Raw genomic sequence first — 24,226 nt, 5'->3', positions numbered from 1 at the left:
GAGCACAGAGATGACATCTTAGGCAGCCCGCTCAGTTTTTACCATATCTGAAATAATCAGACTCACCTCGCAAAAATTTGAAATCAACTGTCATTGATTCGCGCTACAATTTCGCCCTCATCATAAAAGCCATTTAATACACGGAGATCCGCCATGCGTTTTTCGCTGAAGACCACCGCATGCGCGTTGGCCGTTTCCCTGACCTTGCTGTCGGGGGCCGCCAGTGCCTGGGAAAAGGATAAGACCTACGCCATCACCATTCTGCATACCAACGACCATCACGGTCACTTCTGGCAGAACGATCACGGCGAATACGGCCTGGGCGCGCAGAAAACGCTGGTGGACGGTATCCGTCAGGAAGTGGCGGCGCAGGGCGGCAGCCTGCTGCTGCTGTCCGGCGGCGATATCAATACCGGCGTGCCGGAATCGGATCTGCAGGACGCCGAGCCGGACTTCCGCGGCATGAACCTGGTGGGTTACGACGCGATGGCGATCGGCAACCACGAATTCGACAACCCGCTGAGCGTGCTGCGCCAGCAGGAGAAATGGGCGACCTTCCCGCTGCTCTCCGCCAACATCTACCAGAAAAGCACCGGCCAGCGGCTGTTCAAGCCTTACGCCTTGTTCGACAAGCAGGGCATCAAGATTGCGGTCATCGGCCTGACGACCGACGACACGGCCAAAATGGGCAACCCGGAGTATTTTACCGACATTGAATTCCGCGTGCCGGCGCCGGAAGCGAAGCGGGTGGTGGAGCAATTGCGCCAGGACGAAAAGCCGGACGTGATCATCGCCGCCACCCACATGGGGCACTACGATAACGGCCAGCACGGCTCCAACGCGCCGGGCGATGTGGAGATGGCGCGCAGCCTGCCGGCCGGGTATCTCGATATGATCGTCGGCGGCCACTCGCAGGATCCGGTGTGCATGGCCAGCGACAACCGTAAACAGGTGGATTACGTGCCGGGCACGCCATGCGCGCCGGATCGCCAGAACGGCACCTGGATTGTGCAGGCGCACGAATGGGGCAAATACGTGGGTCGCGCCGATTTTGAATTCCGCAACGGTGAGCTGAAGCTGGTGCATTATCAGCTGATCCCGGTGAACCTGAAGAAAAAGGTGGAGAAGGCGGACGGCACCAGCGAGCGGGTGTACTACACCCAGCAGATCGCCGAAGATCCGACCATGATGAAATTACTGACGCCGTTCCAGGAGAAGGGCAAAGAACAGCTGAGCGTGAAAATCGGCAGCGTTAACGGCAAGCTGGAGGGCGACCGCAGCAAAGTGCGCTTCGTGCAGACCAACCTGGCGCGGGTGATGCTGGCCGCGCAGATGGAGCGCGCCGATGCCGATTTCGCCGTGATGAGCGGCGGCGGGGTGCGTGATTCCATTGAGAGCGGCGATATCACTTACAAGAACGTGCTCAAGGTCCAGCCGTTCGGCAACACCCTGGTGCATGTCGATATGAAAGGCAGCGAGATTGAGCAGTACCTGGCGGTAGTGGCCAACATGCAGCCGGATTCCGGCGCCTACGCCCAGTTCGCCAACGTCAGCCTGGTCGCGGACGGCAAGGGCGTCAGCGAGGTGAAGATCAACGGCCAGCCGCTGCAGGCGGATAAAACCTACCGCATGGCGACGCTGAACTTCAACGCGCTGGGCGGTGACGGCTATCCGAAGCTGGATGGGCTGCCGAGCTACGTCAACACCGGCTTTATCGACGCCGAGGTGCTGAAGCAATACATCGAGAAACACTCGCCGCTGGATGCGGCGGCCTATGAGCCAAAGGGCGAGATCGTGTATCAATAACGGCGTATCGACGCGGCGCTTCCCAAGGCAAACGGGAAGCGCCGTTCGCCACGCTCCGCATCAAACCTTCTCACCGATTTATTTTCTTCTTGCCATATACGCCCTCGGCGGGCAGCCCACCCTATTCTTGAAGAAAGTGGCGAAGGCGCTGTCGCTGGAAAACGCCAGCCGGCTGGCGACGTCGGATTGACTCAGCCCTGCGGCCAGCATCTCGATAGCCTTGATCAATCGCCATTGCTGGCGCCACTGCTGGTAACCGAGGCCGGTTTCACGGCGGAAGATCCGGCTGATGGTTTTCTCTGAAGCGCCGCTATAGCGCGCCAGCTGATGCAACGGCGGAAGCATGTCCCGATCGGCGAGGTGGCGCAGGCGCCGGTCACAAGGCAGCGGCAGCAACGTCAACTCGCGCGGCGCGGCGGCGATTTCATCCAGACAGACCGCCAGAATATTGGCGTAGGGCCCATGTTGCCAGTCGGTGTCGAAGGCGGCGAACGCGATACGTTCCAACACCTCGCGCAGCAGCGGTGAGGCTGTCAGTACGGCAAGCTGTGCGGGCAGGCAGGGGTAGCGACCGGCGTCGAGATAAAGCGAACGGTAACCGACCACGCCATTGACCTGAACGCGATGCGCCACCCGCGGCGGGATCCAGGCAACTCTGGCCGGCGGCAGCATGCAGATGCTTTGGTTGAGCGTGATGCGCATGCTGCCTTGCTGGCAAAACAGCAACTGCCCCTTCTCATGCCAATGCGTGCCCGAGTCGTGCTGCGCCAGTTCGGCGGCGATCCCGAGCACGCTATTGTCGAGCGCATCCGGATTAAAGCTGTCCTGCGCCTGAAGCCACGCCATAGGATGTCCGATTTTGTAAATTTATTGTCTTTTATATTGTAATCGTCGCCGGGGAGCAGATGCTACCTTGTGCAGCTTATTCTTGGCTGCGGGATCTGTTATGCAACGTAAACTGACGCTGACCTTGGCGACGTCGATGATGATGTTTCCCCTGGTGGTGGAGACCATCTACAGCCCGGCATTGACGCACATTGCTCACGGTTTCCGGGTCAGTGCGGAGATGGCGGCGCAAACGCTCTCTTGTTACTTTTTCGCCTTTGCGCTCGGCGTGGTGGTATGGGGACGGATGTGCGACGTCATCGGACGCCGTCCCGCCATTTTGGCCGGGCTGATGCTCTATCTGCTGGCTTCGATCGTCGCGCTGTTCAGCGGCAGTTTCAGCGTGCTGCTGGCGGCGCGGGGGCTGGCCGCCTTTGGCGCGGCGGTCGGTTCGGTCGGGACGCAAACGGCGATTCGCGATCGCTTCGACGGTTATGAGTTGGCGCGGGTGTTCTCGGTGATGGGGATCGCCATGGCGATCGGCCCAGCGGTTGGCGTGTTGAGCGGCGCCGTGCTGACTCACTATTGGGGTTATCAAGGCGTGTTTGGCGGTTTGGCGCTGCTGGCGGCGCTGTTGCTGGGCTATGCCGGTTGGCAACTGCCGGAAACGCGTCCGCAACAGGTGGTGAAGAATTCATTTTTCGGCACGCTGGGGCGGATGATCAAGGACGGGGATGTTTGGCTCAGTGCGCTGTTGGTGGCGTTGTTCAATATTTGCATGTTCAGCTATTACCAGCTGGCACCATTCCACTTCTCGGCGTTGGCACTGCCGGCGCAGTGGTTCGGTTATACCGGTTTGGTGTTGGCGGCCGGGGTCGGTATCGGCGCGACGATCAACAAGCTTTTGATCGGCAAGCACTGGCTGTTCCCCGCGCTGTTGATGCTGGCCTGCGCGCTGTCGCTGACCGGCGGCTTGCTGGTACTGCTGCTGGAAGGGACCTTGTGGTTCGTTCTGCCGATGATGCTGGTGGTGATGGCGTACGGCATCGCCATTCCCAATATTCTGGCGCGCGCGTTGCGCCATTATAAAGACTGCATGGGCACCGCCGGCGCCATCCTTGGCCTGATGTATTATCTGATGCTAGGCGGTGGCCTGGTGCTGGCCGGGTTGTCGCAGCACTTGGGCGCCGTGCTGTCGCTCTGCAGCCTTGGCGCGCTGCTGTTGGCGTGGCGAGTGGCGTACAGCGAGCGTCGTCTGGTGTTGCCGAGCGTATCTGAGCGATAAGCACGTCGGACATTCTCGCCACCGCCGCCTTCCAATGATAGCCTGAGCGACAATTTGGTTTTGATAACGCAAACAGGAAGATGACATGTTGAAAACCGCAGGCTGGCTGCTGCCCGCCATCGTGGCGCTGGCGGGGTGTTCGTCATCCGGCGAACGCCATGGACAAAACCTCGGCCAGGCGCTGGCGGCCATCGGCCAGGACAAGGCGTTGGTCGGGGCGTCGAGTGGCGTGATGGTGCGCGACGTCGATAGCGGCAAGGTGCTGTATCAGGCGCACGCGGATCAGCGTCTGGCGCCGGCGTCCAACATGAAGATGTTCACCTCTCTGGCGGCGTTCGGCGTGCTGGGCGCCGATTACCGCTTTGAAACCCGGCTGCTGACCAACGGCAAACAGCGCGGCGATACGTTGCACGGGGATCTCTATCTGCAGGGCAGCGGTGATCCTACGCTGCACCCGGACGATCTCGATACCTTCGCCGCCACCTTGGCGCAGCGCGGCATTCGTCATATCCAGGGGCGGCTGATCCTGGACGCCAGCGCCTTTGATCAGACACCATTCGGCCCCGGCTGGAGCTGGGACGATGAACCCTTCGCTTTCGCCGCGCCGATTTCGGCGCTGAACTACGCCTTTACCCCCGGCGGCGATATCAACGTGGTGCAGGTGGCGGTGCGGCCGGGCGCCCGCGCCGGTGCGCCGGGGCAGGTGAGCTTCTATCCCGCCAATGGCGCGGTGACGCTGGTCAATCGCACCACCACCGGCGGTGATACCGCGCTGACGTTCGATCGCCAGCCTGGCGGCAACCGGATCGTGGTCAGCGGCACCATCGCCGCGCAGGCGGAGGCCAGCTCGCGATTGATCACCGTCGATCAACCGGCCATCGTCGTCGGCGCCTTGTTGCAAAATGCCCTGCGCGCGCACGGCATCACTCTGCGCGGTGCCGCTGAAGAGGGCGTGACGCCTGTGGGCGCTCGTCTGCTGGCCGAAAAAACCTCGCCGCCGCTTTCCCGTCTGGTCGTCACCTTCCTGAAAGTGTCCAACAACGGCTACGGCGAGATATTGACCAAAGCGATGGGCCGCAAGACGCAGAGTAAAGGGGATTGGGCCGCCGGCCTGCAGGCGATAAGCCGGTTTGTGCAAAGCCAGGGCATCGAGGCCGGCGCGTACCGCCAGGTGGACGGTTCCGGGCTGTCGCGCATGAACCAGATCACGCCGCAGCAGCTGACGACGCTGTTGCTGGCGGCCAGAAAACAGCCGTGGTTCGCCGATTGGTATCACGCCTTGCCCGTCGCGGGCGAGCCGGGGTTGCTGGTGGGTGGCACGCTGCGAAGCCGCATGGTGAAAAGCCCGGCGGCGGGGCGCGCCCACGCCAAGAGCGGTTCCATGACCGGGGTATCGTCGCTCAGCGGCTATGTCGACTCGGCGACCGGGCGGCCGCTGGCGTTCGCCATCATCAGCAACAACTATCTGGTGCCCGGCGCGCAGGTGAAGGCGCTGGAGGACCGCCTGGTGGAGACGCTGGCGGCCTGTGACGCCACGGTGGTGTGCCGCTAGGAGTGCGGCGTCAGTCGCGTTTGGCGATGTCGGCGAAGCTGCCGGCCAGCAGGCGGCACAGATCGGCGGCGGCCAGCTCGATGTCCAGCCCGCGTTTGCCGCCGGAAACGTAGATGGTGGCGAACGCCTGCGCCGGGCTGTCGATCACCGTCGGCAGCCGTTTTTTCTGCCCTAATGGGCTGATGCCGCCGACCAGATAACCGGTAACGCGCTGCGCCAGCTGCGGATCGGCCATTTCGGCTTTTTTGGCGCCGAGGGCGCGGGCGACCTTTTTCAGATCCAGCTGGGTGGCGACCGGCGTGACCGCCACCGCCAGGTGTTTGGCGTCGCCGTTCAGCGCCACCAGCAGCGTTTTGTAAACCCGATCGGCATCCAGCCCCAGCTTTTTCACCGCTTCGTCGCCGAAGTTGGTTTCGTCGCTGTCGTGGTGGTACGGATGAAGGGTAAAGGCGACCTTTTGTTTCTCAAGCAGAACGACTGCGGGCGTCATGATATGTTGTCCAAAATGTCCCCAGCGGGGAAAGGGTGATAATCAGCCTTAAAAATACAAAAATCCAACCTGCCCGGCAACCTGAGCGGCTGTTACATAAAGCGGGTTGCCAAGATATTCACCGGGTTGCTACCCTGTTTACTGTAACCGTTAACACGGTTGCTATGCGTATAACTAGAATACAAGAAATTCCTCTTTGACTGGCCAATAGCGATATTGGCCTCTTTTTTAACCCTGCGGCTGCAGCATCGCCGGCAGGTTATCCTCGCCATACAGGTGCAACGCGCCGACCGCCACCACATAGTCACCGGCCGGCAGCGCCTCCAGCTGACGCCGCCAGTCGCGATTGCGCTGATGCATCAGCACGTCGTACAGCCCGGCGCTGAAGGTGGCGGGCAGGGTGTCCAGCGCGCCGCGCGGTTTGGCGTTCAGCCACCAGCTCACCATGGTTTGCAGCAGCCGCGCGTTGGTATGCCAGTGCTCCAGGGTATCGCGCAGCAGCGCGATGCCGCCTTCCGGCAATTGTTCCAGCATCGCCAGCTGCTGCTGCGCTCCTTCCAGTTCGATCACCGGTTTGGCCTGTGCCCGGGCGGCCTGCAGCAGCTGATAGTCCACGCCATATTCCGCGCGCAGCCCCAAACGCTGGGCCTGGCGCGCCTGCATCATCAGCGCCACCTGCCAGCCGGGTAGAGTGGTGAAGGTGTGCGGGTCGGCGCCCAGCTCATGGCACAGCGCCAACAACTGTTGATATTCTTCGGCGGACAGGCGCTGTTCCAGCTCCGGCTGCAGTTCGGCGTGGTCGAAGGGCGAGGCGGCGCCGGTGATATCGGCTTCGACGATCAGCGCGTCGGCCTGTTGCAGCCGGGCGGCCAACCGCGCCGGCAACGGCGACATATCGACGGTACCCATATGGATGCTGCCTACCAGATGCAGCCGACGATCGCCCGGCAGGGTGATGTCCAGCGCCGGATAAGCGTAACTCTGGGGCGAGATCAGGCCGAGAAAGGCGGCGAGGCGGCGTAACAATTGACCCATACGGCGTGGCTCCTGAATAACGGGTGCGCGTTTTGCGTGAAAGGCGAGGGAAATCGCCATTCATGCTAAACGCTATCCGCCGCGCAGGAAAGCCCGGAAAACAGCGGGGCGCCATGACGGCGCCCCGGCGATCACTTCCTGGGTTTAAAACGCAGCAGCCGGTTGGCGTTGCTGACCACGGTAATGGACGACAGCGCCATCGCCGCGCCCGCCACCACCGGGCTGAGCAGCGTGCCGGTCAGCGGGTAGAGCACGCCGGCGGCGATCGGAATGCCCAGCGTATTGTAGATAAAGGCGCCGAACAGGTTCTGCTTCATGTTGCGCAGCGTGGCCTTCGACAGCTCCACCGCATCCGCCACGCCGTGCAGGCTGTGGCGCATCAGGGTGATGGCGGCAGTCTCGATGGCGATATCGCTGCCGCCGCCCATCGCGATGCCCACGTCGGCCTGCGCCAGCGCCGGGGCGTCGTTGATGCCGTCGCCGACCATCGCCACGCGTTGGCCCTGTGCCTGCAGCTGCTTGATCGCTGCCGCTTTGCCGTCCGGCAGCACCCCGGCAATCACCCGATCGATACCGGCCTCTTTGGCGATGGCGTTGGCGGTCACCGGGTTGTCGCCGGTCAGCATTACCAACTGATACCCCTGCTGGTGCAGGCGCTGCAGCGCCGCAACGCTGTCCTCGCGCAGCGGATCGCGAATGGCGAACAGCGCGGCCGGTTTCCCGTTAACGGCCAGCAGCACCGGCGTTACGCCGCGCTCGGCCTGGGCGCGCATCGGCGCTTCCAGTTCGGCGGTCGCAACCTGATGCTGCTCCAGCAGCGCGGCATTGCCCAGCAGCACCTGCACGCCGTCGATCTCTCCGCTGACGCCGGCGCCGCGCAGGGTGCGGAACTGCGCGACCTGCGGCAACGTTTGCCCGGCGGCGCGTTCCATGATGGCGCGCGCCAGCGGGTGGTTGGAGCCTTGTTCCAGCGCGGCGGCCCAGCCGATCGCCTGCTGTTCGCTGACCTGATTGAAGGTCAGGATCTCCACCACCTGCGGTTTCCCTTCGGTCAGGGTGCCGGTTTTGTCGAATACCAGGGTGTCCAACTGGCTGGCCTGCTGCAGGGCGTCGGCGTCGCGCACCAGCACGCCGAACTCCGCCGCGCGGCCGACGCCGGAGATGATCGACATCGGCGTCGCCAGGCCCAGGGCGCACGGACAGGCGATGATCAGCACCGTGGTGGCGATCACCAGCGTATAGACCAGCTGCGGCTGCGGGCCAAAGAAGTACCATATCGCTGCGCTGAACAGGGCGATCGCCACTACCGCCGGCACGAACACCGCCGAGACGCGGTCAGCCAGCTGGCCAATAGCCGGTTTGCTGCTCTGCGCCTGACGCACCAGTTTGATGATGCGCGCCAGCGTGGTTTGGCTGCCGATGGCGGCGGCGCGGAACAGCACGCTGCCGTCGTCGACCACCGTCCCGGCATGCACCGTGTCGCCGGCGCCTTTCTGCTGCGGCACCGCTTCGCCGGTCAGCATCGCTTCATCAAGCCAGACTTCACCCTGTACGATTTCGCCGTCGACCGGCACGCGATCGCCGGTAGTCAGCCGCAGCGTCATGCCGAGCTGCACCTCCGCCAGCGGGATATCGCGTTCGCCGTCGTCAGTCACCAGCCGGGCGGTGGGCGGCGTTAGATCCAACAGGCGCTCCAGCGCCTGCGAAGAACGCTGGCGAGCGCGCTGCTCCAGCGCATGGCCGAGGTTGATCAAACCGATGATCATCGCGCTGGCCTCGTAATAGAGGTGGCGCGCTTCCATCGGGAAGAAATCGGGCCAAATGTTGACGGCGATAGAGTAGAGCCAGGCGGCACCGGTGCCGAGCGCCACCAGAGTATCCATGGTGGCGCTGCCGTTCATCAGCGCGCGCCAGGCGTTGCGGTAGAAGTGCCCGCCGGCGAATACCATCACCGCCAGGGTGATGACGCCGACCAGCAGCCAGGGGCGCTGGGTTTCCGGCGTCAGCGTCATGCTGCCGCCGAACAGCCCCCAGGCCATCAGCGGGATCCCCAGCGCCAGACCGAGCGCCGCCTGCCAGCTAAAGCGCTTCATGTTGGCGCGAGCGGTCTGCTGTTGCCGTTCGCGACGTTCGGTTTCGTCCTGGATCATCTCGGCGCCGTAGCCGGCTTTTTCCACCGCCGCCACCAGCGCCTGCGCATCGGCGGCGCCGGTCACCAGCGCGCTGCGCTCTGCCAGATTGACGCGGGCGTGCTCCACGCCGGGGACGCTTTGCAGGGCCTGCTGCACTTTATTGACGCAGCTGGCGCAGGTCATGCCGCTGAGCAGCAGCTGTACGCTGTCGTCCGCGCTGTCGGTTGCCGGAAGGGAAGGTTGCGCCGCTGGCTGAACGTCCGGCAACGAAGGTGTTGCGTCAGTCAACGGCTCAGTTTTTGGGACGACGGTACCCGCCACGCTGGCGTGATAACCGGCGTGTTCTACTGCGGCGATCAGCGCCTGCGGATCGGCATCGCCGTACACTTTCGCGCTGTCGATCTCGACGTCGGCGGCGAACACGCCCGGTACCGCTTCCAGCGCCTTGCGGGTGCTGCCGACGCAGTGCATGCAGCTCAAGCCGCTCAGCTGCAGTTCGGTATCGGCGCGCGGCGCGACTTTGGCCTGATAACCGGCGGCGATCACGCTGTCGATCAGCGCGCTGTCCGGCGCTTCACCGGTCACTTTGGCGTATTGGACGTTAACCTCGGCCTGTTCGACATCGCTGCGGCTTTCCAGGGCTTTTTTCACCCGCTGCGCGCAGTTCATGCAGGACAGCCCCTGTAATGCCAGCATAGTGGTGTGTGACATGATTGGACTCCTTGCTTAAGGGCGGTGTTTAAAGGTTGACCGCCTGACCTGTTTTCACTAAGAATGGAGCTTAAACCTTCCAGCAAGGGTAAGGTCAAGGAGGGAAAATGAATATTAGCGACGTCGCGAAAAAAACCGGTTTAACCAGCAAGACGATTCGTTTTTACGAAGAGAAAGCGCTGATTACCGCCCCGATTCGCAGCGACAACGGTTACCGCCACTATTCCGCCAGGCATGTCGAAGAGCTGACGCTGCTGCGCCAGGCGCGGCAGGTGGGCTTCAACCTGGACGAGTGCCGCGAGCTGGTGGCATTATTCAACGATCCGGCTCGTCACAGCGCCGATGTGAAGGCGCGCACGCTGCAGAAGGTGGCGGAGATCGAAAAGCACATCAGCGAACTGGGTGAAATGCGCCAGCGTCTGCTTACGCTGGCGGAACAATGCCCGGGTGACGAGGGAGCCGAGTGCCCCATCATCAATAATCTGGCGGGGTGTTGCCGTTCGAATTAACGGTTGATGGCGCGGATCACCAGCGTGACGCCTTCCACTGCCACCACTTCCACCTCGGTGCCGGCGGGCAGATCTTCCGCCGCCTGCGCACGCCAACTGCTGTCACCGATATTGATGCGCCCCATGCCGTTGTGCATCGGCTCCGTCAGTGTGGCGCGGGTGCCGATCAACTGCCGGTTGCGCTGGTTGAGCACCGGCGAACCGCCGGATGCGGCCGCCGGGCGCCGGCGCAGCCAGTACCACCACAGGTAGGCGACGACGACGGTCAGGACGGCGAAGATCACGCCCTGCCATTCCCAGGTGAGCGTCGGCAGCAGCCAGATCAGGGCGCCGACCAACAGCGCCGCCACGCCGCTCCACAGCAGGTAGCCGCCGGCGCCGAGCATTTCCGCCGCCAGCAACACGCCCCCGAGGGAGAGCCAGAACCACAGCGGATTCGCCGCGATCAGTTCGAGCATGATTATTTGCCTTTGCTTTCTTTCAGCAGTTCGGTAATGCCGCCGATCGAGCCGAGCAGGCTGCTGGCGTCCAGCGGCATCATCACCACCTTGCTGTTGTTGGAGGAACCGATCTTCTGCAGCGCGTCGGTGTATTTCTGCGCCACGAAGTAGTTCACCGCCTGAATGTTGCCGCTGGCGATGGCGTCGGACACCAGCTGGGTAGCGCGCGCCTCGGCCTCGGCGGCGCGTTCACGCGCTTCCGCCTGCAGGAATGCCGATTGGCGCTCGCCTTCGGCCTTCAGGATCTGCGATTGTTTCTCCCCTTCGGCGCGCAGAATGGCCGCCTGACGCACCCCTTCTGCCTCCAGGATGTCGGCGCGCTTGGTACGCTCGGCCTTCATCTGGGCGTTCATCGAGGCGATCAGTTCCGCCGGTGGGCGCACGTCGCGGATCTCGATACGGGTGATTTTCACCCCCCACGGATTGGTCGCTTCATCGACGATGTGCAGCAGACGGCTGTTGATGCTGTCGCGCTGCGACAGCATTTCGTCCAGTTCCATCGAGCCGAGCACGGTGCGGAAGTTGGTCATGGTCAGGTTGACGATCGCCTGTTCGAGGTTGCTGACCTCGTAGGCGGCGCGCGCCGGGTCGACCACCTGGATAAAGCACACCGCATCGATGGCCACGTTGGCGTTATCGCGGGAAATCACTTCCTGCGAAGGGATGTCCAGCACCTGCTCCATCATATTGATTTTGCGGCCGATGCGGTCCATGAACGGCACCACCAGGTTCAGGCCCGGCATCAGCGTTTTGGTGTAGCGGCCGAAGCGTTCTACCGTCCATTGGAACCCCTGCGGCACAATTTTGACGCCGGCGAACACCACAATCAGTGCGACGACGATCACGATGGGAATAAAAGTAAGCATGCAAACCTCCTGTCAGACATATGTAAACAGATATTACGTCAGCGCCGGAAAAATGCCTACTGATACCGCGACTTAATCCAGGGCGCCGACAAAACCCGCGATCAGCGGATCCCGCGTCTGGAACAGGCTGATAAGGGTGCGCACCGCTTCGCCGCAGCGAGCATCGGACCAGGCCAGCGACAGGGGAGAGGGCTGGCGCGGATATCTGAGCTGCTTGGCCACCAACTCGCCGCTATCAAGATAAGTTTGGCACAGTTGACGCGGAAGGAAACCGATCCCGAGACCGCGCAGATGGCACTCCAGCTTGGTGCGCAGATCCGGCACCTTGATCTCCTGCTGGCCGGACAGCAGCCAGGCGGTGCGCTTGGCCAAATGGCGGGCGGTATCTTCGACGTTGATTGCGGCGTAAGGGCGCAGCTGCGTTTCGCTCAGCGGATCGGCGGCAGCGGCCAGCGGATGCGTCGGCGAAATGGCGAACACCCAATCGATCTTGCCGAGCGGCAGCACCTTGATGCTGTTTTCCAGCGATTCATTGCCCGCCGCGCCGATCGCCAGATGGCAATCCTCATTCAGCAGCGCGTCCCACACGCCCATGTACACCTGGCGGGAAATGTGGAATTGGGTGAACGGGTATTTGTCGTGCAGGTGAGTCAGCAGCCTGGCCACGGCGGCGGCGTCGTACAGCAGGTTGTTGATCACGATATTCACCTGATGCTCTACGCCGTCGTTGATTTGCCGCAGTTCGCCCGGCATGGCGTCCAGCCAGGTGTGCCATTGGCGGCAGCGCTCCAGCAAATACTCCCCGGCCGGCGTCAGGTTGACGGTGCGGGTGGTGCGGATAAACAGCTGCGTGCCGATGCTCTCTTCCAGCGTTTTAATGCGGTAGCTGATGGTGGCGGTGGTTTTGTGCAGCAACTCTGCCGCGCGCGAGAAGCTTTGGCACTCGGCAACTTTGATAAACGAACGAATGGTTTCGTGATCCAGCATGTGGGGTCCTTGGCTGACACCGCCTTTTCGGTTATCGGTGAGAAGAATCTACTTGATGTTGCGGCGCGATAGGCAGTGGCAAAGCCCAACCCCACGATCCCGGTCACAGAATCACCGGATAGCGATGAACATACGCAGCCCTATTATTGTCGATAGTGGATCAGGTGGTTTTTTAATTCATTGATTTCAAGCAATTAATATGGTCTGCCGATCGTGAAATGTGCGGGTGATCTTGTTATGGAAAAATTTTCCAAAAAATTGCTGTCAAATTCGCCATGCGCTGTCTAGAGTGAAGGCGTTGGGTGAAATATCGCCGTTTAATCGTCGTCTGGGTCATGCGCTTTGGAGAATCACATGGATTTAGTCATCGAAGAATTAACGCCGGCGGCCTTTGCGCCTTATGGCGACGTATTGCAGATAGAAGGCTCGCGTTTCTTTCATATCAATGACGGGAAAACCGAGCGTTATCACGATCTCGCCAAGATTGAGGTGTCGGACGGCAACCGGGTGCTGGCCAGCATCAACCGGGCAGAACCCTGCGAGCTGCCGATGACCTTTTCCCTGTTGGAAAAGCATCCGCTCTCGTCACAGGCCTTTGTGCCGATGAACGGCGAACGCTTCGTGGTGATCGTCGCCGAACCGGGCGAAACCATCCCCGTCGGCACGATGCGCGCCTTTATCACCAACGGCAAGCAGGGGATCAACTATCATCGCAACGTCTGGCATCACCCGCTGTTCGCCTATGCGAAAGTCACCGACTTTTTCACCATCGATCGTGCAGGTGCCGACAACTGCGTGGTCAGCCGCTTGCCGGAGCCGTATCGCATAGTTTTGGCATAGCGCTGGCCGCACGCCGCGCAGGGCGTTTATCATAGCGTCAACCATGCCGTCACTGACAAAGGAAGCTTGAATGACCGAATTACGCAGGAAAGGACGACCCGCCACCGAAGCCGGCGCTACCAAAGGGGCACAGGCGTTGGATCGCGGGCTGGAGATCCTCCAGTACCTGGCCAACGCCGGGGGAAGCTCGTCGGTTTCCGTGCTGTCCGAGAAGCTGGAGTTGCCGCTGTCCACCACCTTCAGATTGTTGAAAGTGTTGGAGAAATCGGAATTCGTCTTTCAGGATCCGCAGCTGGGCTGGTGGCATATCGGCATTCAGTCGTTCACCGTCGGCTCCGCCTATATGAACGATCGCGACGTGGTATCGGTGGCTGGGCCGTTCATGCGGCGGCTGATGCTGCTGTCCGGCGAGACTGCCAACCTGGCGATCCGCAACAATTTCGATGCGGTGCTGATTCGCCAATGCGAATGCCAGGCGATGGTGCGCATGTGCGCGCCGCTGGGCAGCCGCTTGCCGCTGCACGCATCGGGCGCCGGCAAGGCGTTGCTGTACCCGCTGGCGGAAGAGGAGATGCTGGATCTGATCGTGCGTTCGGGGCTGCAATCCTACACGCCGAAGACGCTGACCAGCGTGAACCTGCTGCGCAAGGATCTGCATCAGTCGCTGGAGCAGGGCTACACCATCGACGATGAAGAGCACGCGCTGGGCCTGAACTGCCTGGCTTCGGCGATTTTCGATCGCAACAACAACGTGATCGCCGCCATTTCCATTTCCGGGCCCAGTTCGCGGGTCGGCAAGGAGCGGTTCAAAGAGCTGGGTGAACTGGTGGGGGAAGTGGCCAGAGATATCAGCGCCGCGCTGGGTGAATCGCGCAGCAAGGCGTAATCGTCACGCGCCGGGGTGAGCCGGCGCGGAACAAGACTCCCCGTTTGATGAGCAGACGGGTTTTTTTGACGGTATTTTAAAGTTGGAAAAATTTTCCAATAAATTAAGGAGAGCATCACATGGCAATTATGCGAGCGGTAGACGCGGCAATGCACGTGCTGGAAAAAGAAGGGATCACCACCGCGTTCGGCGTGCCCGGCGCGGCGATTAACCCGTTCTACGATGCGATGCGGCGACACGGCGGCATCAAACACTATCTGGCGCGGCACGTGGAAGGGGCATCGCACATGGCGGAAGGCTATACCCGCGCCGCTGCCGGCAATATCGGCGTATGCATCGGCACCTCCGGCCCGGCGGGCACTGACATGATCACCGGCCTTTACTCCGCCTCCGCCGATTCGATTCCGATCCTGTGCATCACCGGCCAGGCGCCGCGCGCGCGTTTGCACAAGGAAGATTTTCAGGCGGTGGACATCGAGTCGATCGCCAAGCCGGTGACCAAGATGGCGGTCACCGTGCAGGAACCGGCGCTGGTGCCGCGGGTGCTGCAGCAGGCGTTTCACCTGATGCGCTCCGGCCGGCCGGGCCCGGTGCTGATCGACCTGCCTTTCGACGTGCAGATGGCGGAGATCGAGTTCGATCCGGATACCTACTCGTCGCTGCCCGCCTATAAGCCGGCGGCCACCCAGGCGCAGATCGACAAAGCGCTGGATCTGTTGTGCGCGGCGAAAAAGCCGCTGATCATCGCCGGCGGCGGCATTCACAACGCCGATGCGGCGGATCTGCTGCAACGGCTGGCGGAGATCTGCAATGTGCCGGTGATCCCGACGCTGATGGGCTGGGGCGCCATTCCGGACGATCACCCGCTTATGGCGGGCATGGCGGGCCTGCAAACCTCGCACCGCTACGGCAATGCCAACCTGCTGGACTCGGATCTGGTGTTCGGCATCGGCAACCGCTGGGCCAACCGCCACACCGGTTCGGTGGACAAGTACACTGCCGGGCGCAAGGTGGTGCATATCGATATCGAGCCGACGCAGATTGGCCGGGTGATCTGCCCGGATCTGGGCATCGTTTCCGACGCGCGCATCGCGCTGCAAATGCTGGTGGACACGGCGCAGCGCCGTTTCGAACGCGGCGAGTTGCCGAATCGCGACGCCTGGTGCGCCGCCTGCCTGCAGCGCAAGCAAACGCTGCTGCGCAAGACCCACTTCGACAACGTGCCGGTCAAGCCGCAGCGGGTGTATGAAGAGATGAACCGCGCCTTCGGCCGCGACGCCTGCTATGTCACCACCATCGGGCTGTCGCAGATCGCCGCCGCGCAAATGCTGCACGTTTTCGAACCGCGTCACTGGATCAATGCCGGTCAGGCCGGCCCGCTGGGTTGGACGCTGCCTGCGGCGCTGGGCGTATGCGCCGCCGATCCGCAGCGCAAGGTGGTCGCGCTGTCGGGCGACTATGATTTCCAGTTCATGATCGAAGAGCTGGCGGTCGGCGCGCAGTTCAAGCTGCCGTATATCCATGTGCTGGTGAACAACGCCTATCTGGGGCTGATCCGTCAGGCGCAGCGCGGGTTCGATATGGATTACTGCGTGCAGCTGTCGTTTGAAAACATCAACAACGCGGAGATTGGCGAGTACGGTGTCGATCATGTCAAGGTGGCGGAAGGCCTGGGTTGCAAGGCGCTGCGGGTGTTTAAGCCGGAAGAGATCGCGCCGGCGTTCCGTCAGGCCCAGGAACTGATGCAGCAGCACCGGGTGCCGGTGGTGGTGGAAATCATCCTGGAGCGCGTCACCAATATTTCCATGGGCACCGAGCTGGATAACGTCAACGAGTTCGAACCGGTGGCGGCAACGCCGGAAGACGCCCCGACCTCGGTCAACTTCTTTGATTACCGTTGAGGAACCTTACCATGCCGAAATTTTCAGCCAACCTGTCGATGCTGTTCACTGAAGTCGATTTTATGCAGCGTTTCCGCCGGGCGAAGGAGCAGGGCTTCAGCGCGGTGGAATACATGTTCCCTTACGACTATCCGATCGCGGCGCTGCGCAGCGAACTGGAGGCGCACCGTCTGAGCCAGGTGCTGTTCAACCTGCCGGCCGGCGACTGGGCGGCCGGCGAACGGGGCATCGCCTGCTTGCCGGGGCGCGAAGCGGAGTTCCGCGACGGCGTCGGGCGCGCGATCGAGTATGCGCAGGCGCTGGGCTGCGATCGCATCAACTGCCTGATCGGCAATCCGGATCCTGCCGTCAGCCGCCACACCACTGACGAACGGGTGAAGGAGAATCTGAGCTACGCCGCCGATACCCTGGCGCGGCAAAATATCCGCCTGCTGATCGAACCGATCAACCGCTACGACATGCCGCAGTTCTACCTGCAAACCTCCCGGCAGGCGATCGAACTGATCGAGGCGATCGGCAGCCCCAACCTGTATCTGCAGTACGACCTCTACCACATGCAGCGCATGGAAGGAGAGCTGACGCAGACCCTCGAGCGCCTGCTGGCGAAGATCGACCACATCCAGGTCGCCGACAACCCGGGGCGGCATGAGCCGGGCACCGGTGAAATCAACTGCGAGTTTATCTTCGCGCAGCTGGATCGTATGGGGTATCGCGGCTGGATCGGCTGCGAATACAAACCGCTTACCACCACGGAAAGCGGCCTGTCATGGATTAAAAAATACCTGTCTTGAGGAGATGAAAATGAAAGTGGGATTTATCGGTCTGGGCATCATGGGCGCGCCGATGGCGGAAAAACTGCTGGCGGGCGGGCACACGCTTTACGCCCACACCCGGCACGAGGTGCCGGCAACGTTACTGCAACAGGGGGCCATCGCCTGCCGCGATCCGCAGCAGGTGGCAGATGAGACGGACGTGATCTTCATCATGGTGCCGGATACGCCGCAGGTGGAGGAGGTGCTGTTCGGTGAACGCGGCTGCGCCGCCGGCAAGCTGAACGGCAAAGTGGTGGTGGACATGAGCTCCATTTCACCGCTGGAGACCAAAGTATTCGCGCAGCGCATCAACCAGCTGGGCGCCCAGTACCTGGACGCGCCGGTTTCCGGCGGCGAAGTGGGCGCCAAACAGGGCACGCTGACCATCATGGTGGGCGGCGAGGAAGCGACCTTCGAACGGGTGAAGCCGCTGCTGGCGCTGATGGGCAAGAACATCACGCTGATCGGCGGCAACGGCGACGGGCAAACCTGTAAGGTCGCCAATCAGATCATCGTGGCGCTGACCATTGAAGCGGTCAGTGAAGCGTTGGTGTTCGCCTCGCGCGCCGGCGCCGATCCGGCCCGGGTACGTGAAGCCCTGATGGGCGGCTTCGCCTCGTCGCGTATCCTCGAGGTGCACGGCGAGCGGATGATCAAGCGGGCGTTCGCGCCGGGGTTCCGCATCTCGCTGCACCAGAAGGATCTCAACCTGGCGCTGCAGGGCGCGAAGGCGCTGGCGCTCAGCCTGCCGAACACCGCCACCTGCCAGGAGCTGTTCAACGTCTGCGCCGCCAATGGCGACGGCGAACTGGATCACTCCGCGCTGGTGCGGGCGCTGGAAATCATGGGCAACCACCGGGTAGCCGGCTAAGGCGCCCGCCGGCATTTAATTTGCCGGCTTATCATTAGAATCAGAGATGTTCGACATTAATAACGCCCTCTTTATGATAAATAAAGAGGGTCCCCGCCAATCCAATAAAAATGATTCAGCACAATAAAAAGTAAAAAGCAGGATGCCAACCCAAGGAGACACTGAATATGGCAACCGATAATGCTGTTATTGATAAAGATATTCTTACCGCCCCTGACAAAAGTCGTTTATATCGAAAAATCGCCTGGCGCATTATGCCCATTCTATTAGTGAGCTATATCGTCGGTTATCTCGATCGGGTGGGGATTTCGTTTTCGAAATTCCAAATGATGCCCGATATTCTGAACGGCAACGTCTCGATGGCCGAAGCCGTTTACGGACTGGGGGCCGGGGTATTTTTCATCGGCTACATCATCGCCGGGGTGCCCAGCAATATTCTGCTGAGCCGCTACGGCGCCAGAAAGATTATCGCGCTGCTGATGGTGGTGTGGGGGGCGATATCGATGCTGAGCATCTTCATCACCAACCCCTGGCAATTCTACCTGGCGCGTTTTCTGCTGGGGCTGGCGGAAGCCGGCTTTTACCCCGGCGTGATCCTCTACCTGACGCTGTGGTTCCCCTCCAGCCAGCGGGCCAAGATGACGGCGCTGTTCGTGTGCGGCATCCCGGTCAGCAACATCATCGGCGGCCCGCTGTGCGGCTGGATCATCGAACACATGAACGGCCTGATGAACCTCTCCGGCTGGCAGTGGCTGTTCTTTATCAGCGGCCCGCGCGCGCTGTTGATCGCCATCGTCATTTTTTGCTTCCTGGATAATACCTATCAGAGCGCCAAGTGGCTCAGCCCGCAGGAGAAGGCGCTGATCAAGGAGGATATGGAGCAGAGCGCGCCGCGTCAGGGCGCCGCCGGCGGGCAGGAGTGGACGATGAAAAGCATGCTGAGGTCGTCCGCGTTCACCAAAATGTGGCTGATTTGCTTCTGTACGGTGATGGGGCAAGGCGGGCTGGCGTTTTGGGTGCCCACCATCATTCGCGACACCGGCGTGACCTCGGTGATGGATATCGGGCTGCTGACCATGCTGCCGTACATGCTGGCGGTGGTGGCGATGCTGGTGGCCGCGCGCAGTTCGGACAAGCATCGCGAGCGGCGCTGGCACATTATCGTGCCGTTCTGCATCGCGGCGGTGTCGCTGATCTTTATCGGCCTGTTCCCGGACAACAAGCATGTGGTGATGGCGGCGCTGTGCGTGGCGGTGGCCTCGAGCCTGGTGCCGTCGCCGCTGTTCTGGAGCTTGCCGAATGCCATCTTTACCGGCACCTGCGCCGCAGCGGGCATCGCGCTCATCAATTCCATCGCCAATATCGGCGGATTTATTTCGCCTTACATCATCGGCTATTTCAAACAGCTGACCCACAGCAATTTGGCGGCGATGTGCGTTTTGTCGGCGATGATGATCGTGGGCGCATTATTAACCTACAGCGTGCCGGCGAAATGGGTCAACAAATAACACTTTCCTTCATCTTAATTAAATAGTCGGCAACAGTTTTATTTTATTTCGCCATGCGTTTCTCCTCTGATTAATTCAGCGGGGGAAGGCATGGCCGTTTTTATTTCTGTTCGAATAAAGGATGCGTCATGAAAATTGTTATTGCACCGGATTCATTTAAAGAAAGCGTCAGCGCGGAATTGGCGGCGCGGGCGATCGCGCGCGGCTTTCACGAGGTTTATCCCGATGCCGAGTGCGTCTGCCTGCCGATCGCCGATGGCGGCGAAGGCACGGTGGACGCGCTGGTGGCCGCCACCGGCGGGCGCAAGGTGAGCGTGACCGCCACGGGCCCGCTGGGGGAACGGGTGGCGGCGTTTTACGGCGTCAGCGGCGACGGCAAGACGGCGGTGATCGAGATGGCGGCGGCCAGCGGATTGATGCTGACGCCGGCGGAACGCCGTAACCCGCTGCTGGCCACCAGCTACGGCACCGGCGAACTGATCCTGCATGCGCTGGATCAGGGCATTCGCCACCTGATCCTCGGCATCGGCGGCAGCGCCACGGTGGATGGCGGCGTCGGCATGGTGCAGGCGCTGGGCGGCCGCTTTTATCGTCCGGACGGCAGGGCCCTGCCGTGGGGCGGCGGCGAGCTGGCGACGCTGAGCGGAATCGATCTCGGCGCGCTGGATGCGCGCCTGCGGCAGTGCCGGATAGAGGTCGCCTGCGACGTAGACAATCCGCTGGTGGGGCCGCGCGGCGCGGCGGCGGTGTTCGGGCCGCAGAAGGGCGCGACGGCAGCGATGGTGGCGCAGTTGGAACAGGGCCTGACGCAGTATGCCGAGGTGATCCGCCAGAGCACCGGCCGCGACGTGCGACAGGTCGCCGGCGGCGGGGCGGCGGGCGGCATGGGGATCGCCTGCCAGGTGTTTCTCGGCGCAACGCTGAAGCCGGGTATCGAGATCGTGATGGCGGCGCTGGGCCTGGAGCAGGCGCTGGAGGAGGCCGATTTGCTGATCACCGGTGAAGGGCGCATCGACAGCCAAACGCTGGGCGGCAAGGCGCTGTCCGGCGTCGCTCGTCTGGCGCGGGCGCGCGGCCTGCCGGTCATCGCGTTGGCCGGCGTGGTGGAGGACGGGGCGGAAGCGTTGCACGCGCAGGGAATCGACGCGATGTTCAGCATTCTGCCGCGCCTGAGCACGCTGGCGGTCGCGCTGTCGCAAGGGGAACTCAACCTGCAGCGCAGCGCCACCAACGTCGCCCGCGCGATGCGTATCGGCCGGCAATTGAGATAAAAAAGAAGGCCACGCTGCGCAAGCAGGTGGCCTGGGTTTTGGCGGCGAAGCGCTTACGGCTCTACGTCGCGGTTGCAGTCCTTGGAGTAGATGTAGCTGAAGGTTTCCTGGCCAACCGCATAGCCTGCCTGCTGCACATAGGCGCCCATGAAGATGTAGTCGCCTTGTTTCACCGGCATCCATTCATTGTCCAGGTTGTACACGCCTGCGCCGCTGAGAATGTAGGCGCCATGCTCCTGCACGTGGGTCTCGATATAGCCGTGGCTGGCGCCGGGGGCGAAGGAGAGGATGTGCATATTCATGTCGAAGCCCAGATCTTTCGGCAGCAGATCCTGCAGGATCACCTCGCTCATGCCCTCGTAGTGGATCTGCTCCAGGTTGGCGACGTTGTTGCTGACCACGTGCGCCTCGTAGCCCTTGATGCGCTGGTAGCGGCGCTTGTAGAGGAACAGGCGGCTGGATTGGCCGCCGTTGGCGTTTTCCAGCCGCATGGTGACGCCCGCCGGGCAGTAAAGATAGCCGCCGGCGGTCAGCGGGTAGTCGGTGGCGTCGGCGGAAGCGGTGATGGCGCCGTCGATGACGTACACGAAGGTTTCGATCTCTTCGCCGCCAAAGCCTTTGGTGTTGCGGCCGCAGTCGTGCAGCGTAACCAGATAGTCGACGAAGGTGGCGCCCAGTTTCGGCGTCGACAAGATGGTGACGTCGCAGTTTTCAAAACCGGGAATGACGTTGCGCACCAGGCCGTTCGGCGGGATCAGCGCATAGTTGCCGCGTTTGATGATGGCGCGCGTTGACAGAATGTCGGTTGGATAACCGGTTTGATTGTTGAAGTAACCCACGTTGATTCTCCTGATCGTTGAAAGGGCGCCGCGGCGGCGCCCGGTAAAAAAGCGCCGTCAGGCCTCGGTGGCCGTTCGGGTTGGCGTAGTGCGTTTCATCAAGACGTTGACGGTAAAGAAGATGGCGGTGCCCACCAGCAGGATGGCGGCGGAGATGTAAAAGCCCATCACCTTGGAGCCGGTGCTGTCGGAGATCACGCCGGTCAGGAAGGGGGCGATTACCGACGAGGACATACCAAAGAAGTTGAACACGCCGAAGCTGGTGCCATAGCCTTTCTTCGGCGCGTTGTCGGCGACGAAGGAGATCATGATCGGATCGACCGCCAGCTTACCCAGCAGCCCGTACAGGATCAGGCTTATCAGCAGCATGGTGGAGTCCGGAGAAATGACGGTGCAGACCAGCATTACCGCCGCGCACAGCTCGAGGAAAATGATCAGCTGCACTTTCTTGTTGCGGAAACGGTCGGACATGCGGCTGAAGAACAGCGCACCCGGCACCGACGCGAAGGCCACCAGGGCGGAGGAGAAGCCGATGGCCACCCCTTCAAAGCCGCGCTCTTGCTGCAGGAACGAGGGCAGCCAGGTGACTATCATGTAGTAGCCGTAGCAGGTGGCGAAGTACATCGCGTAGGCGGAGATCATGCGCAGGCTGAACAGGCCGCTGGCCTGACCGTCCTCTTCGGGCTCGAGCGCCGCCGGCGCAACGGTCTGGCTGACGGCTGCCGGCGCTTGAGGCTGCGAGCTTTTGATGACCACGGCGAACACCAGCGTCATCACTACCAGCAGGCCGGTGATGATGAACAGCATGATCTGCCAGTTCATGTTAAAGCTTTTCACCAGCAGGCTGGAGGCGATCAGGCCGATGGCCATGCCGAGCGCCGAGCCGCTGTTGATCACCGCGGTCGCCAGGCCACGGCGCTCCAGCGGGATATTCTCCGACGACAGGGAGTAAGCCGAGCCGTAATAAGAGCCGCAGCCCATGCCCGCCAGCAGGCTGCCGGCATAGACCATGGTCAGGCTGGTGGCGTTGCCGATCAGCAAGGTGGCGATGATGAACAGGCAGAAGCCCGGGATCAACACCACCTTCTTGCCGAATTTGTCCACCAGGATGCCCGCCGGGATCTGCATGCCGGTATAGGCGAAGAAGTAGAAGCTGGCGATCAGTCCCATTTCCGCATTGGAGTGCGCGCCGATGGTCTGTTGGATCTCGGGGAAGATCGGCGTCAGAACGGTGCGATAGATCCAGATCACCGCCCAGCCCAGACAGAGCACGACGACGATCTTTTTCCAGTAGCGCGGGTCGATGTCGTTGCTCATGCCTCGGCCCCCTGTTCGGTGTAGGCCAGCTGATACAGCGTCTGCGCCAGGATTTTCACCCCTTCGTTCAGATCGGCGACGGCGGTTTTTTCCGCCGGGTTATGGCTGATGCCGGCGATGCTCGGCACGAACATCATCACCGTCGGCACGCGCGGGGCGAAAATTTGCGAGTCGTGCCCGGCGCCGCTGTGCATCATGCGGTAATTCAGCCGCTGCGTTTCACACAGGCGGCTGACGCAGGCCACCAGCTGTTCGTTCATCGGGATCGGTGCTTCGTCCATCCACAGATCGATCTCGGCCTCGATGCCCATCTCGGCGCAGATGCGCTGGATATCCTGCTCGATCTCCTGCGTGAAGCGCAGCAGCGCGGCCTGATCGGTGTGGCGGCAGTCGAGGGTGAAGTGGGTGAAGCCCGGCACCACGTTGACGGTGTTCGGCTTCGGCTCCACCTTGCCGAAGGTCAGCACCAGCGGATCGCCCTCGGCGCGCGCCTTGGCGATCGATTCGCAGCAGATGCGGCTGAAGGCGTGCACGGTATCCCGGCGGTAGCTCATCGGGGTGGTGCCGGCGTGGTTGGCTTCGCCCTGCAGCCGCACGTCATAGCGCCGTTGGCCGACGATGCTGGTCACCACGCCGAGGGTTTTGCCTTCGGTTTCCAGCACTTTACCCTGCTCGATATGGATCTCGACGAAGGCCGCGATATCGCTGCGCAGCGGCTGATGCGGCGGCGGGAAATCGAAACCGGCGTCGCGCATGGCGTTGACGAAGCCGACGCCCTTGGCGTCCGTAATGTGCTGCACATCTTCCCGCCGGGCCAGGCCGACGATGTTCTTGCTGCCCCAGAACACATAGGGGAAGCGGCTGCCTTCTTCTTCCGCCAGCGCGATGACTTCCAGGCTGCGCAGCGGCGGGCCGTAGGTATCCTTGAGGTATTTGATCGCCATAAAGGCGGCTTCGATACCGAACTGGCCGTCGAGGTTGCCGCCGTTGACCACCGTGTCGATGTGCGAACCGGAGAGAATCACCTGGTCGGGGTATTTGCTGCCCTCCAGCCGCCCGAACAGGTTGCCGACCGCATCAAAATGGGTGATCAGCCCGGCGGCGTCGAAGGCGTTTTTCAACGCGTGCTGCGCCTCGATCCATTCCGGGGTATAAAGCAGACGCGTCATGCCGCCGCTGGGGTCGGCGCCGATTTTCGATAACCAGCCGGAAATATCACGGATTTCTTGTTGGAAGTCTTTCATGTTTACCTGCCCGCATGTTGTGTCTCAGCGGCGATGCGG

21 protein-coding genes are annotated in these 24,226 nt (G+C 61.9%); 11 read left to right on the top strand and 10 right to left on the bottom strand.

Annotated elements, in window-relative coordinates:
* The first annotated feature begins 153 nt into the window (after positions 1-153).
* On the top strand, positions 154-1,806 hold the full coding sequence (gene ushA / locus ACRAWE_RS14455) for a bifunctional UDP-sugar hydrolase/5'-nucleotidase UshA (protein ID WP_154747596.1): 1,653 nt from the start codon (positions 154-156) through the stop codon (positions 1,804-1,806).
* A 78-nt stretch (positions 1,807-1,884) separates the two neighbouring features.
* On the opposite strand, the gene ACRAWE_RS14450 is transcribed toward ushA, so the two are convergent.
* On the bottom strand, positions 1,885-2,652 hold the full coding sequence (locus ACRAWE_RS14450; RefSeq protein WP_432525515.1) for an AraC family transcriptional regulator: 768 nt from the start codon (positions 2,650-2,652) through the stop codon (positions 1,885-1,887).
* A gap of 100 nt (positions 2,653-2,752) precedes the next feature.
* Here ACRAWE_RS14450 and ACRAWE_RS14445 point away from each other — a divergent pair, with 100 nt between their 5' ends.
* Together ACRAWE_RS14445 and dacB are read left to right on the top strand one after the other, a co-directional pair.
* On the top strand, positions 2,753-3,916 hold the full coding sequence (locus ACRAWE_RS14445) for an MFS transporter (RefSeq protein ID WP_154747598.1): 1,164 nt from the start codon (positions 2,753-2,755) through the stop codon (positions 3,914-3,916).
* An 85-nt stretch (positions 3,917-4,001) separates the two neighbouring features.
* Positions 4,002-5,468 carry a D-alanyl-D-alanine carboxypeptidase/D-alanyl-D-alanine endopeptidase gene (dacB, locus tag ACRAWE_RS14440; RefSeq protein ID WP_432525513.1) on the top strand — a complete coding sequence of 489 codons (1,467 nt, stop codon included), beginning with the start codon at positions 4,002-4,004 and terminating at the stop codon, positions 5,466-5,468.
* A 10-nt stretch (positions 5,469-5,478) separates the two neighbouring features.
* Here the strand turns inward: dacB and ybaK are convergent, their stop codons facing one another.
* The 3 genes from ybaK to copA form a co-directional block, all read right to left on the bottom strand.
* Entirely contained in the window at positions 5,479-5,958 is a 480-nt protein-coding gene (ybaK, locus tag ACRAWE_RS14435) for a Cys-tRNA(Pro)/Cys-tRNA(Cys) deacylase YbaK (RefSeq protein ID WP_019454152.1), read from the bottom strand.
* A gap of 228 nt (positions 5,959-6,186) precedes the next feature.
* Complete coding sequence (locus ACRAWE_RS14430; protein WP_063918857.1) at positions 6,187-6,993, bottom strand: TraB/GumN family protein; 807 nt, start codon at positions 6,991-6,993, stop codon at positions 6,187-6,189.
* 131 nt (positions 6,994-7,124) lie between these two features.
* Positions 7,125-9,836: a copper-exporting P-type ATPase CopA gene (gene copA / locus ACRAWE_RS14425; RefSeq protein WP_432525511.1), complete on the bottom strand. Its 2,712-nt coding sequence runs from the start codon at positions 9,834-9,836 to the stop codon at positions 7,125-7,127.
* A 107-nt stretch (positions 9,837-9,943) separates the two neighbouring features.
* On the opposite strand from copA, the gene cueR reads away from it, so the two are divergent.
* Entirely contained in the window at positions 9,944-10,345 is a 402-nt protein-coding gene (gene cueR / locus ACRAWE_RS14420) for a Cu(I)-responsive transcriptional regulator (protein WP_019454137.1), read from the top strand.
* On the opposite strand, the gene ACRAWE_RS14415 is transcribed toward cueR, so the two are convergent.
* The 3 genes from ACRAWE_RS14415 to allS form a co-directional block, all read right to left on the bottom strand.
* Positions 10,342-10,803 (bottom strand): NfeD family protein, encoded by a 462-nt coding sequence (locus ACRAWE_RS14415; RefSeq protein ID WP_197667193.1) that lies wholly within the window; start codon positions 10,801-10,803, stop codon positions 10,342-10,344. The two genes, cueR and ACRAWE_RS14415, sit on opposite strands and share 4 nt — an antisense overlap.
* Positions 10,804-10,805: 2 nt before the next feature.
* Entirely contained in the window at positions 10,806-11,711 is a 906-nt protein-coding gene (locus ACRAWE_RS14410; protein ID WP_004940203.1) for an SPFH domain-containing protein, read from the bottom strand.
* Between the two features lie 72 nt (positions 11,712-11,783).
* Complete coding sequence (gene allS, locus ACRAWE_RS14405) at positions 11,784-12,698, bottom strand: HTH-type transcriptional activator AllS (protein ID WP_019454135.1); 915 nt, start codon at positions 12,696-12,698, stop codon at positions 11,784-11,786.
* 354 nt (positions 12,699-13,052) lie between these two features.
* Between allS and ACRAWE_RS14400 the strand changes: the two genes are divergently transcribed.
* From ACRAWE_RS14400 to ACRAWE_RS14370, 7 genes are all read left to right on the top strand, one after another.
* Positions 13,053-13,538, top strand: a complete 486-nt coding sequence (locus tag ACRAWE_RS14400) for an ureidoglycolate lyase (RefSeq protein ID WP_063918865.1) — start codon at positions 13,053-13,055, stop codon at positions 13,536-13,538.
* Positions 13,539-13,608: 70 nt separating this feature from the next.
* Positions 13,609-14,424, top strand: a complete 816-nt coding sequence (allR, locus tag ACRAWE_RS14395) for an HTH-type transcriptional repressor AllR (RefSeq protein ID WP_015376892.1) — start codon at positions 13,609-13,611, stop codon at positions 14,422-14,424.
* A 119-nt stretch (positions 14,425-14,543) separates the two neighbouring features.
* Positions 14,544-16,325 carry a glyoxylate carboligase gene (gene gcl / locus ACRAWE_RS14390; RefSeq protein WP_019454134.1) on the top strand — a complete coding sequence of 594 codons (1,782 nt, stop codon included), beginning with the start codon at positions 14,544-14,546 and terminating at the stop codon, positions 16,323-16,325.
* Positions 16,326-16,336: 11 nt separating this feature from the next.
* Positions 16,337-17,116: a hydroxypyruvate isomerase gene (hyi, locus tag ACRAWE_RS14385; RefSeq protein ID WP_154747871.1), complete on the top strand. Its 780-nt coding sequence runs from the start codon at positions 16,337-16,339 to the stop codon at positions 17,114-17,116.
* Between the two features lie 10 nt (positions 17,117-17,126).
* Complete coding sequence (glxR, locus tag ACRAWE_RS14380; protein ID WP_063918867.1) at positions 17,127-18,008, top strand: 2-hydroxy-3-oxopropionate reductase; 882 nt, start codon at positions 17,127-17,129, stop codon at positions 18,006-18,008.
* 254 nt (positions 18,009-18,262) lie between these two features.
* Positions 18,263-19,516: an MFS transporter gene (locus ACRAWE_RS14375; protein WP_232094001.1), complete on the top strand. Its 1,254-nt coding sequence runs from the start codon at positions 18,263-18,265 to the stop codon at positions 19,514-19,516.
* Between the two features lie 128 nt (positions 19,517-19,644).
* Complete coding sequence (locus ACRAWE_RS14370; RefSeq protein WP_019454130.1) at positions 19,645-20,787, top strand: glycerate kinase; 1,143 nt, start codon at positions 19,645-19,647, stop codon at positions 20,785-20,787.
* 53 nt (positions 20,788-20,840) lie between these two features.
* On the opposite strand, the gene allE is transcribed toward ACRAWE_RS14370, so the two are convergent.
* From allE to allC, 3 genes are read right to left on the bottom strand one after another with little or no spacing between them, the layout of a single operon-like run.
* On the bottom strand, positions 20,841-21,626 hold the full coding sequence (gene allE / locus ACRAWE_RS14365) for a (S)-ureidoglycine aminohydrolase (protein WP_019454129.1): 786 nt from the start codon (positions 21,624-21,626) through the stop codon (positions 20,841-20,843).
* Positions 21,627-21,683: 57 nt separating this feature from the next.
* Positions 21,684-22,943 carry an MFS transporter gene (locus ACRAWE_RS14360; RefSeq protein ID WP_019454128.1) on the bottom strand — a complete coding sequence of 420 codons (1,260 nt, stop codon included), beginning with the start codon at positions 22,941-22,943 and terminating at the stop codon, positions 21,684-21,686.
* Complete coding sequence (allC, locus tag ACRAWE_RS14355; protein ID WP_432525510.1) at positions 22,940-24,187, bottom strand: allantoate deiminase; 1,248 nt, start codon at positions 24,185-24,187, stop codon at positions 22,940-22,942. Before allC ends, ACRAWE_RS14360 begins: the two co-directional genes overlap by 4 nt.
* Positions 24,188-24,226 lie beyond the last annotated feature (39 nt).

The organism is Serratia sp. BFP-2025 (assembly GCF_050880365.1).
GTDB lineage: Bacteria > Pseudomonadota > Gammaproteobacteria > Enterobacterales > Enterobacteriaceae > Serratia > Serratia surfactantfaciens.
The sequence above is the reverse complement of the archived record's forward strand: the minus strand, read 5'-3'. Positions and strand labels throughout refer to the sequence as shown.